This window comes from Streptomyces sp. NPDC059740, assembly GCF_042733155.1.
GTDB lineage: Bacteria > Actinomycetota > Actinomycetes > Streptomycetales > Streptomycetaceae > Streptomyces.
This window is the reverse complement of sequence record NZ_JBHWGP010000075.1, coordinates 1-10,902: the sequence shown is the minus strand read 5'-3', so window position 1 is coordinate 10,902 and position 10,902 is coordinate 1. Positions and strand designations below refer to the sequence as shown.

The 10,902-nt window shown below is 73.8% G+C and carries 10 protein-coding genes; 4 read left to right on the top strand and 6 right to left on the bottom strand.

Annotated features, from left to right (window positions below; genetic code table 11):
* Positions 1–130 precede the first annotated feature (130 nt).
* The 5 genes from ACFV3R_RS34080 to ACFV3R_RS34060 form a co-directional block, all read right to left on the bottom strand.
* Complete coding sequence (locus ACFV3R_RS34080) at positions 131–898, bottom strand: HpcH/HpaI aldolase/citrate lyase family protein (RefSeq protein ID WP_385591305.1); 768 nt, start codon at positions 896–898, stop codon at positions 131–133.
* Positions 895–1,677, bottom strand: coding sequence for an SDR family NAD(P)-dependent oxidoreductase (locus ACFV3R_RS34075; protein ID WP_385591303.1), 783 nt, complete (start codon positions 1,675–1,677; stop codon positions 895–897). Before ACFV3R_RS34075 ends, ACFV3R_RS34080 begins: the two co-directional genes overlap by 4 nt.
* Positions 1,674–2,999 (bottom strand): histidinol dehydrogenase, encoded by a 1,326-nt coding sequence (hisD, locus tag ACFV3R_RS34070; RefSeq protein WP_385591300.1) that lies wholly within the window; start codon positions 2,997–2,999, stop codon positions 1,674–1,676. The genes ACFV3R_RS34075 and hisD (ACFV3R_RS34070) overlap by 4 nt, the downstream gene beginning before the upstream one ends.
* Before the next feature lie 92 nt (positions 3,000–3,091).
* Positions 3,092–3,802: an alpha/beta fold hydrolase gene (locus ACFV3R_RS34065; protein WP_385591298.1), complete on the bottom strand. Its 711-nt coding sequence runs from the start codon at positions 3,800–3,802 to the stop codon at positions 3,092–3,094.
* A gap of 26 nt (positions 3,803–3,828) precedes the next feature.
* The gene (locus ACFV3R_RS34060; RefSeq protein WP_385591296.1) at positions 3,829–4,974 is read right to left on the bottom strand and encodes a cupin domain-containing protein; all 1,146 of its coding nucleotides are present in this window, start codon (positions 4,972–4,974) and stop codon (positions 3,829–3,831) included.
* A 231-nt stretch (positions 4,975–5,205) separates the two neighbouring features.
* Here ACFV3R_RS34060 and ACFV3R_RS34055 point away from each other — a divergent pair, with 231 nt between their 5' ends.
* A complete protein-coding gene (locus ACFV3R_RS34055; RefSeq protein ID WP_385591293.1) occupies positions 5,206–6,243 on the top strand; it encodes a LacI family DNA-binding transcriptional regulator in 1,038 nt (345 codons plus the stop codon).
* A 163-nt stretch (positions 6,244–6,406) separates the two neighbouring features.
* Positions 6,407–7,099 carry an aspartate/glutamate racemase family protein gene (locus ACFV3R_RS34050; RefSeq protein WP_385591290.1) on the top strand — a complete coding sequence of 231 codons (693 nt, stop codon included), beginning with the start codon at positions 6,407–6,409 and terminating at the stop codon, positions 7,097–7,099.
* Positions 7,100–7,213: 114 nt separating this feature from the next.
* Here the strand turns inward: ACFV3R_RS34050 and ACFV3R_RS34045 are convergent, their stop codons facing one another.
* Entirely contained in the window at positions 7,214–8,185 is a 972-nt protein-coding gene (locus tag ACFV3R_RS34045; RefSeq protein ID WP_385591287.1) for a LysR family transcriptional regulator, read from the bottom strand.
* A gap of 72 nt (positions 8,186–8,257) precedes the next feature.
* Between ACFV3R_RS34045 and hisD (ACFV3R_RS34040) the strand changes: the two genes are divergently transcribed.
* Complete coding sequence (gene hisD, locus ACFV3R_RS34040; protein ID WP_385591284.1) at positions 8,258–9,586, top strand: histidinol dehydrogenase; 1,329 nt, start codon at positions 8,258–8,260, stop codon at positions 9,584–9,586.
* Positions 9,583–10,818 carry an ester cyclase gene (locus ACFV3R_RS34035; protein WP_385591283.1) on the top strand — a complete coding sequence of 412 codons (1,236 nt, stop codon included), beginning with the start codon at positions 9,583–9,585 and terminating at the stop codon, positions 10,816–10,818. The genes hisD (ACFV3R_RS34040) and ACFV3R_RS34035 overlap by 4 nt, the downstream gene beginning before the upstream one ends.
* Positions 10,819–10,902: the final 84 nt, after the last annotated feature.

Sequence of the window (10,902 nt, the reverse complement as noted above, 5' to 3'; positions counted from 1 at the left end):
TCTGCCGGGGGTCATCTCTTTCTTCTCCCTGCGTCCGGCGGCCGTCCTTTACAGTGGGGTTGCGGCGTCCGCGGGGCGCCCCCCGGCCCCCGCGCCCGCAGGCCGGCACCTCTTCTCGTGGCCCGGGGCCTCAGCCCTCCTGCCCCGGAGCCGTGGCCTTGCCGGCGATGCCGCGCAGCAGCCGCACCAGGTGCGCCGTGAGGTTGTGCACGACGAGGTGGGCGCCGTCGGCGAAGGCGTCCTCCGCTGCCTGGAGGCTGCTCACGATGTCCATCCGCAGGGACCCGGCCTCGGCGACCGCCCGGTGGACCGCGCAGACGGCCTCCACCGTCTCCGCTCCCCCGCCGGGCGTGCCCATCGACACCGCCAGGTCGGCCGGCCCCACCAGGGCTCCGTCGACGCCCTCCACCGCCAGGACCTCCGGTATCCGCCGGCAGCCCTCCGCCGACTCGACCATGACGACGACCAGGGTGTCCCGGGCGGCGGCCAGGTGGTCCGCGGCCGTGACCGTGCCGTAGCCGCCGGCCCGGCCGTAGGTGGCGAAGCCCCGCTCGCCCAGCGGCGGGTAGTGGGCGGCGCGCACCGCGGCCGCGGCCGTCGCGGCGTCGTCCACGTGCGGGACCACGACACCGGCCGCGCCGTGGTCCAGCGCGCGGAGCACCAGCTGCGGGTCCTGTTCGCCGACGCGGACCAGGACGGGCATGCCGTAGACCTGGGCCGCGGTGATGTGGCGACGCAGCTCCAGGACGTCGGAGGGGCCGTGTTCGCAGTCCAGGAGGACGAAGTCGACGCCGGCGACGCCGGCCATCTCCACCAGTTCCTCGGCCGGAACGCGCACCAGGACGCCGCGCAGCGGCTCCCCCGCCGCGGCCCTGGCCTTCAGGGAAGCGCCGCTCACCTGGCCACCATCCCCGCGGAGAGGTCGAGGTCGGCGGCGCACAGGCCGGTCAGGCCGATCATGGCGACGGCCGCCTCGGCGACCTCCTCCTCGGTGACCATGCGCTCCAGCAGCGCCCGGGAGACGAACCGGCGTTCGGCCTCCTCGTAGGTGACGCCGGTGCGTTCGGCCTCCATGGTGAAGTTGCGCCGCATACGGGCGGAGTCCACCGGGCCGGGCGAGAGGGAGTTGACCCGCACGCCCTGCGGGCCGAGTTCGGCGGCGAGCGTCGTCGTCAGGCCGAGCACGGCCGCCTTCGAGGCGCAGTACGGGGTGCGTCCGGCCAGCGGGCGTTTTCCGGAGACCGAGGCGATGTTGAGGATGTCGCCGTCGCTGCGGGCGGTCATGCCGGGGGCGAAGGTGCGGCACATCAGGTAGACGCCGCGCACGTTGACGGCGAAGACGTCGTCCCAGTCCTGCGGCTCGACCTCGGTGAGCGGCGCCACCGGGCCGGGCACGCCGGCGTTGTTGACGAGGATGTCGATGTGCTCGTCGGCGAGGGACCCGGCCAGTTGGGCGACGGAGTCGGGGTCGCTGACGTCGCACTGCCGGGCCAGGACCGCGCCCGGCCGGGCGGCGGCGGTGCGCTCCAGTGCCGCCTCGTCCCGCCCGACCGCGACCACGCGGGCGCCGGTGTCGGCCAGGGCGTGGGTGAGGACCGCGCCCAGGCCGCTGCCGCCGCCCGTGACGAGCGCGGTGCGTCCGGCCAGCCGCTGGTCGCCGGTGCGGGGGGCGGTCACGAGGCGGCCCCCGCGGTGACGGCGCTCTCGTTCCAAGGCAGCTCGGCACCGGCATACTTGGCAGCGCGGACGTCCCCGGAGCGGGCGTGACCCTCGAACAGCTCGACGCGGGCGGCACGGCCGCAGACCTTGCCGAGGTGGGCGCTGGAGGCCTGGTCCGTCACCTCCTGGTAGGTCACGGTCTTGAGGTACTTCCCGACCCACAGGCCGCCGGTGTAGCGGGCCGAGCCGCGGGTGGGCAGCACGTGGTTGGTGCCGATGACCTTGTCGCCGTAGGAGACGCAGGTGCCCTCGCCGAGGAAGAGGGCGCCGTAGTTGCGCATCTGCGCAAGCGCGCGGCGGGGCTCCTCGGTGAGGACCTCGACGTGCTCGGAGGCGTACCGGTCGGCGAGCGCGAACGCCTCGTCGAGGTCGGCCACCACCACGACCTCGCCGTGGTCGCGCCAGGCGGGCTCGGCGAAGTCCCGGGTCGGCATGGTGGGCAGCAGCCGCTCCACCTCCGCCAGGGCCGCCTCGGCGACGGTGCGGCTGGTGGTGATGAGGACGGCGGGCGAGTCGGGCCCGTGCTCGGCCTGGGAGAGCAGGTCGACGGCGACGACGAACGGGTCGGCGTGCTCGTCGGCGATGACGAGGATCTCGGTGGGGCCGGCGAACAGGTCGATGCCGACCTCGCCGAACAGGCGCCGCTTGGCCTCGGCCACGTAGGCGTTGCCGGGGCCCGCGAGCATGTCGACCCGCTCGACGGTCTCGGTGCCCACGGCCATCGCGGCGACCGCCTGGACGCCGCCGAGCAGGTGGATCTCGTCGGCGCCGGCCAGGTGCATGGCGGCGACGGTCGCCGCGGGCACCTCGCCGCGGATGGGCGGGGTGCAGGCCATGACGGAGGGGACGCCGGCCTCCTTGGCCGTGACGATGGTCATGTGCGCGGAGGCGGTCAGCGGGAAGCGGCCGCCGGGGACGTAGGCGCCGACCCGGCCGATGGGGAGGTGCCGGTGGCCGAGCTTCACGCCGGGCAGCGTCTCCACCTCGACGTCGGTGAGGGAGGCGCGCTGGTGGCGGGCGAAGGTGCGCACCTGGTCCTGGACGAACTTGATGTCGTCGATGACCTGCTGCGGCACCGTGGCAATGATCTCCTGGACGCGCTCGTCGGAGAGGCGGAAGCTCTCCGGCTCCCACTTGTCGAAGGTGGCCGACCAGTGGCGCACCGCGGCGTCGCCGCGCTCGCGCACGTCGTCGATGATGGCGGCGACACGCTCACCGACGGCGTCGCCGCCGTGGGCGACGGGAGCGGTCTGCCGGGGCGCCTTGAGGATCTCGGGCATGCGGGTGCCTTTCGTGGAGGGTGCGGCCGGGGTTCGGGGCCGGTCGCACGGAGGGGGGTCGGGCGGGCATTCCTCGCCGGGACGAGGGGTGGTCAGCGGTCGGCGGGCGGCGGCTGCGGGAGGACGCCGGCGAGCCAGTCGCCCAACGCCTCCGCCGTTGCGCCCGGTTGTTCCACCGGCAACAGGTGGCCTGCGGTGGGGAGTTGGCGGAGCCGGGCCCGGGGGGCGGCTGTCGCGATGGCCACGTGGTAGGAGGGCGGGCACAGGGCGTCGCGTCCGCCGCACAGCACCAGCGTCGGGCCGGGGTAGGCGGCGAGCGCGGGGAGGGCGTCGGTCCGGGTCGCCTGGGCGGCGAGTTGGGCCCTCAGCCGCTCGGGGCCCACCCGCCGCGCCATGTCCCGGTAGGCCTGGTCCAGGGCGGGTGCCGGCCGGGGCTCGGCGAACATGGTGGCCAGGGTCTGCTCGACGACCGAGGCGAAACGGCCCTCGGCCGCCGCCTGGTCCGCCTCGCGCCAGGCCGCCAGCTGCGCCCTCGTGGGCGCCGCCGCGTTGGTGGAGAGCGCGGCGAAGGCGGCCACCCGCTGCGGTGCCCTGCGGACCACCTCGAAGCCGACGATGGCGCCGAGGCTCAGTCCCACGAGGACGAAGGGTCCCTCGACGGCGTCGAGCACCTGCCGGGCCATCCCCGCGATGTCGGGGGCGTCGGGCAGGACGTCGACCAGGGGACCGGCGAGCCCGGTGAGGGCCGGGCGCACCCCGTCCCACAGGGCGGCGTCGCAGAGCATCCCGGGCACGAGCACCACGGGGAGTGCCGCCGGGTGGCCACCGCTCACCGGCGGCGCGGGATGAGCTCGTAGGGGGCGAGGTAGCCGTTGTGGTCGAGGCCGACACCGGCGTCGGCTGCGGCCTTGACCACCTCCTCGTCCCACTCGGGCCGCACCCGCCCGTCGCCCTCGTTGACCACGACGAGGGTGGCGGGCCCGTCGGAGACGTTGCGCAGGGTGCGCCAGGCACCGGCGGGCACCGACAGCAGGTCGCGGTGGCCGAGGCGGACGGTGAGCGGGTCCTCGTCGTTCAGGGTCACCTCCCACTCGCCGTCCTTGACCATGAGCACCTGACTGTGCGCGGTGCGGTGGCGCAGGACGCCGCGTCCCGGTTCGGCGCGCAGCCAGGCGATGGAGTGGCCGTGGGGGTTGGTGACCACCGGCTCCTGGTCGCGGTCCTCGGTCATGCCGTACCCGACGACCAGCGCGAGCTCCGCCCCGCCGCCCGGCAGCGCGTGGTCCAGCAGCGCCTTGCCGGACCAGGCCAGCTCCTCGTGGGCGGCGACCCGGCGGCGCATCTGCTCGGGGGTGTAGCGGCGCAGGGCGGCGATGTGGTGCTCGGCCAGGGGCTGGACGAGTTCGGCGTCCTGCGGCAGCGGGCCGTCGGCGACGGTGTCGATGAGTTCGTTGTCAGCGCTCAGGTACAGGCCGTGGCGGGCGGCCTCGGCCAGTACGGAGGGGCCCCAGATGATGCCGCCGGTGTCGTCCATGCCGAGGACGGTGAAGAGCCAGCCGTCGTCCGGGCCGGTGTTGGTGAAGCCGCGGAAGATCCAGGTGGGTATCGAGGCGATGTCGCCCTCGCGCAGCAGCAGCTCGCCCTCGTCGCCGTTGACGCCCCAGCGCAGCAGGTACTCGCCGCGGAAGCAGAGGAAGACCTCGGCGGTGTAGTGCAGGTGAAGGTTGTTGACGACGCCGTTCGGCATGGCGGCGGCGCCGATGTTGTAGCCGTGGGGCTCCTCGAGGTTGACGACCTGCCCGGCGCTCTGCGAGACGCCGCGGCCGATCATCGAGTAGTTCTCCTTGCGGTCCGATCCTGGCGTGCGGCAGTCGATGAACGCCTGGTTGCAGGAGACGAAGTCGCTCCTGCGCACGGTACGTCGGGCGAGTTCGGCGGAGTCGACCCTCACACCGGACGTCGGGTCCGTGGACACAGCTCTCCTCCCCGGTCCGGGGCTGCGTGGTGCCACCGAACCACTAGGTGCATACGTATGCACACTAAGCCTGGCGAGCCTCGCCCTGTCAACCCCCGGCCCAGGGGTCGACCGGCCGGACGCGGTGTCCGTCGGGGCGCCGGGGGCCCGCCCGGGCAGGCGGGGGCCGGACCGTAGACTGCGGGCGTACGTCCGCCCCGCCCGCACACGCCGCCTACGGAAGTCCGAGCCATGACCATCACCAGCCGCGACGTCGCCCGTCTCGCCGGCGTCTCGCAGCCGACGGTCTCGCGGGCCCTGCGGGGCGACGCGCGGGTCTCGGCGGCCACCCGGGAGCGGGTGCAGCGTGCCGCTCAGGCGCTGGGCTACGTCACCAGTGAGGCCGGGCGGTCCCTGGTGACCCGGCGCACCCACCGGGTGGGCACCGTGGTCACCGACCTGGCGAACCCGTTCTACCCCCACCTGGTCGGGCCGTTGCACGACGCCCTGGAGGGGCACGGCTACCGGATGATGATGTTCGCCGAGCGCTCGGACGCCGCGCTGGCCAGTGAGCGGCTCGTCGACGGTTCGCTGGACGGCGTGGTGCTGATGACCAGCACCATCGACTCGGCGCTGCCTGCCGAACTGACGCGCCACGGCATGCCGTTCGTCTTCCTCAACCGCGACGTGGGCGAGGGGTCGGGTGACGCCGCGGTGGTCGACAACACCCTCGGCGGCAGGCTGGCGGCCACGCTCGTCGCCGACCTCGGCCACCGCCACGTCGGCGGCATCTTCGGCCCGCCGGACACCACCACGGGACGGGAGCGCGAGTACGGTTTCCGGCTCGCCCTGGCCGAGAGGGGACTGGCCGTCGCCGCGGACGCCGTGCGCCACGGGCCCTTCGAGTTCGAGACCGGCCACCGGCTGCTGGCCGAGGTCCTCGCGGCCAGGCCCCGCCCCACGGCCGTCTTCTGCGGCAGTGACGCCATCGCGATCGGTGCGCTGAACGCCGCGCTGGCCGCCGGGGTGCGGGTGCCTCAGGAGCTGACGGTGGTGGGGTTCGACGACATTCCCATGGCCTCCTGGGAGTCCTTCCGCCTGACCACGGTCTCGCACGACCTGAAGGAGATGGTGGCGGGCGCCACCCGGCTGCTGCTCGACCGCATCGAGGCGGCCCGCGCCCCGGAGGACTCCGGCGCCCGGGAGCAGGGCCCGCGGTCCGCCCCGCGGCGGGTGGTCTCCGTGCCCCACCTCGTGGAGCGCGGCACGCACGGCCCGCCGCCCGCCTGAGCACTCACGGATCCCCAGCTCCGCCCGGCCGTGCTCGGCGCGGCCGGTGTGGATCATCCCTTGCAGGCGCCGCGGTTTGCTCCAGGTGGGCCCGCCGCTGCATCGTTGCGCCGGGACGTGGGGCCGAGGGGCCTCTCGCGAGGCGGGCGGTGAAGGAGTGGCGATGCGGACCATCGGGCTGATCGGCGGGATGAGCTGGGAGTCGACGGCCGAGTACTACCGGTTGCTCAACGAGTTCACCCGGGACCGGCTCGGCGGCCTCCACTCGGCCAGATGCGTGCTGTACTCGGTGGACTTCGCGGAGGTCGAGCGCCTCCAGGTCCAGGGGCGCTGGAGGGAGGCCGGGGAACTCCTTGCCGCCGCGGCCAGGTCCCTGGAGGCGGCGGGTGCCGAGATGGTGCTGATCTGCACCAACACCATGCACATCGTCGCCGGCCAGGTCGAGGCGGCCGTCTCGGTCCCGCTGCTCCACCTGGCCGACGCCACGGCGGCGGCCGTCCGGGCTGCGGGGGTGCGCCGGGTCGGTCTGCTGGGCACCGCCTTCACCATGGAGCAGGACTTCTACCGCGGGCGCCTGGCGGACGCCGGGCTGGACGTGCGCGTCCCGGACCCCGGGGCGCGGGCGCTGGTGCACCGGGTGATCTACGAGGAACTCTGCCTGGGCGTGGTGCGGGAGGAGTCGCGCCTGGCCTACCAGCAGGTCATCCGGGACCTCGTCACGGCGGGCGCGGAGGGCGTGATCCTGGGCTGCACCGAGATCGAACTCCTCATCGGAGCACAGGACAGCCCCGTACCGGTCTTCCCCACCGCCCGGCTGCATGCCGAGGCCGCGGTCCGGGCGGCCCTGGCCGGGTGAGCGCCCCGTGGCCCGTGTGAACGACGACACCTGCGCGGGCCGCCGCCGGGGCCCGAGCCGTCGATACCGTACGGGGCCCGGGCCGTTCGGTGCCCGGTGGGAGCACCGCTTCCGTCAACGCTGCGGCCCGGCCTCCCCTCCCGTACCCCGTAGCAGCATGCGTCGCGCCATGCGGGCCATCTCCCGTGCGGCGGGCGAGAGTTCGGAGCCCTGGCGCTGCACCAGGGCGATCGTGTCGTGCATCGGCTCCTCGAAGCCGACGGTGTGCAGGCCGGCGGGGAAGGCGGGGCTCTCCGCCACCGCACGGGAGACGACGGTGTCCCCCACGCCGCGCGCCACCAGGCCCAGGGCCGACTCCACGTGCTCGACCTCCACCCACGGCTCGATGCGCATGCCGGCGAGCTGGGCCCGCTCGGCCAGCTGCCTGCGGGTGGGGTCGCGCCAGTTGTAGTGCGCGTCGTAGAGCACCAGGCGGGCCTGGGCCAGGTCGGCCACGCTCACCGGGCGGGCCGTGCGCGCCGCATCCCGGCTGACGTAGAGCACCTCGTCCCGCAGGAGCGGGGTGACCTTGAGCGCGGCGTCCTCGATCGGAAGGACCACCAGGCCCGCCTCGATGGCCCCGTTCGCGACCTCCTCGGCAACCTCCACGGAGTTGAGCCCCACCATGCGGACCCGCACGCCCGGGTGGTTCTCGTGGAAGTGCTGGACCAGGTCCGCCAGGACGTAGTAGGCGGCGTTGCGCAGCAGACCGAAGGTCACCACCCCGCCCTGCAGGGAGCGTTGGGCGCGCAGCGCGTGTGCTCCCTCGTCGACCGCGGCCAACGCCCTCTCCGCGAAGGGCAGCAGGGTGGATCCGGCACTGGTCAGCAGCAGGCGCCGGCCGCCCCGCACGAAGAGGGTGACGCCCTCCTCGTCCTCGATCTTGCGGATGAGTTCGGAGACCGACGCCTGGGCCACCTCCATGCGGGCCGCGGCGGCGGTGAAGGATCCGAGGCGGGCGGCGGCGACGAAGGAGCGGAGCTGCTTGAGGGTGAGGTGGGAGGCGACGTCGCCGGGGTCGGCGTGGGAGGAAGAGGAGGTTGCCATAGGGGAAGCCTATGGGTAGGCCAGGTTAAGTCAAGGTTGTCCTGTGGCTGAGGTCGTCCTAGCGTGATCGTCATGCGATTCAGCCCCTCCCGCCTCGCGGAGTTCGACGGTTCGTACCGTTTCCTGAAGACCCCACCCGACTCCCCCGCCGCCCAGCGTGACCCGGCCGTCGCCGAGCGCGTCTCGGAGATGCTCTCCACGATCGAACGCGAGGGTATGTCCGCCGTGCTGCGGTACGCCCGCGAACTCGACGGCTGGGCCCACGACGACGTCGAGATCGGCGCCGCCGAGCTGGCGAAGACCGGCGACAAGCTCAGCCCCGAACTGCGCGCCGCGCTGGAGCTGGGTCACGAGCGGACCAGCGAGTTCGCCCGCCGGCAGCGCGCCCACCTCGTCGACTTCGAGGCGGAGCTCGCCCCCGGCCTGGTGGCCGGCCAGCGTTACGTCCCGGTGCAGCGGGTCGGCGCCTACCTGCCCGCCGGCCGCTTCCCCCTGTTGGCCGGGGCCTTCATGACGGTCGGCGTGGCGAAGGCCGCCGGCGTTCCCACGGTGCTGGCCTGCACCCCGCCCGGCCGTGAGGGTGCGGCCGACCCGGCGGTCCTCTACGGCGCCCACCTTTCCGGGGCGGACCGGGCGTACGTGCTCGGTGGTGTGCAGGCGCTGGCCGCCATGGCGTTCGGCCTGCTCGGCGAGCGCCCGGTGGACATGCTCGTCGGTGCGGGCAACGCCTACGTGGCGGAGGCCAAGCGGCAGCTCTTCGGCAAGGTCGCCATCGACCTGCCCGCCGGTCCCTCCGAGGTGGCGGTGCTGGCCGACGAGAGTGCGGACCCGGTGCTGGTCGCGGCCGACCTGCTGGGGCAGGCCGAGCACGGCACGGAGTCGCCCGCGGCCCTGGTCACCACCTCCCTCCAGCTCGGCGAGGCAGTGATCGCCGAGGTCGACCGGCAGCTCGCGACGCTGTCGACGCGCGACATCGCCGGCCCCGCCTGGCGCGACTACGGCTCGGTGACCTGGGCGAAGGACGCGGCCACCGCCATCGAGCTGATGGACGAGCTGGCACCGGAGCACCTGGAGATCCACACCGCCGACGACGACATGTACCTGGCGGGCCTGCACAACTACGGCTCGGTCTTCCTGGGCCGCTGGTCCACGGTCGCCTATTCCGACAAGGGCATGGCGGGCACGAACCACGTGCTGCCGACCGCCGGCGGTGCGCGGCACAGCGCGGGCCTGTCGGTCTCGCGCTTCCTCAAGCCGCTGACCTACCAGCGCGTGAGCCGTGAGGGCACCGAGCAGCTGGCACACGCCGTGGAGACCATCTCGGCCTACGAGGGCATGTCGGCGCACGGCGCGACCGCGACCCTGCGGCTGGCCGCACTGCGCGAGGAGGGACAGGCGTGAGCGCCACCGAGAACGGAGCCGCAGCGGCGGTGCGGCAGGACGGCAGGACCGCTGCGCTGCCCGCCCCGGCGAAGGCCGACGAGACCCCGGCCGCGGGCAACTCCGCCGCCGACCGCTTCGACCGCGCCGCCCGGCGGTTCATGCCCGCCGACTTCGCGATATCGCTACGGCCCGGCAACGGCGCGGACGCCCCGGGCTACCCGCTCGGGGAGCGCCGCCACTCGATGCGGGGCTTCGAGGACGAGTACACCGACATCGTCGACTACATCATCCGCATCACCCACCGCATCTGGGAGGACCAGGACGTCGGCTACATCTACGACACCTACGCCCCCGGCTGCCGCCTGCACGACGACACCGGGCTGAAGGTAGGGGTCGAGCCGCTGGTCAGCGGCACGATGGCCAACATCCACGCGTTCCCCGACTGCCGCCACTACGCGGACGAGGTCATCTGGGCCGGCGACGACCAAGACGGGTTCGTCACCTCCCACCGCGCCCAGAACATCGGCACCCACACCGGTGACTGGCAGTGGGGCCCGGCCACGGGCAAGCCGCTGCGCACCTGGGTGATGGCCAACTGCGAGGTCGTGGCCAACGAGATCGTGGAGGAGTGGGTCCTCTACAACACCGCCGCCAAACTCTCGCAGCTCGGCATCGACGTGCGGGAGGCCGCCCGGGCCTTCGGCAACGAGGGCGGCCTGGACCCGCTGAGCGACCGGACGCTGAGCGACGTCGAACGTCTCGTCGGCGGCCGCAAGCCGCTCCCCTACCCGAAGGCGGCCGAGGGGTCCGGCTTCGACGTGGAGCACACCGTGCGGTCGCTCTTCCACGACGTCTACAACCGCCGCGACCTGAGCGCGTTCGACCGGGCCTACGCCCGCAACGTCCGCTGGTACGGCACGTCCAACCGCAGCGGCTACGGGCGGGGCGACGTGCGGGGCATGGCGCGGGCGCTGCTGGCCACCTTCCCCGACCTGGGCATGCAGGTCGACGAGGTGTACTGGATGGGCAACGACGCCGACGGCTACCGCGTCTCGGTGCGGTGGACGGCGGTCGGCTCGCACCGCGGCCACGCGCTGTACGGGCGGCCGACCGGGCGCCGGGTCCACCTGTGGGGCATGTCCCAGCTGTACTTCTCGCAGGGCGTGGTCACCGAGGACTGGACGCTCTTCAACGAGTTCGACGTGCTGGCCCAGCTCCTGCGCGACGACCCGACGGGACTGCCGGGCTGATCCCCCGCCAGGTCCTCGCCGGGTGGGCGGGGGACTCCTGAGGGCGAGGGCCCGCCCCCGGCGTCACGCGCCGCGGGGCGGGCC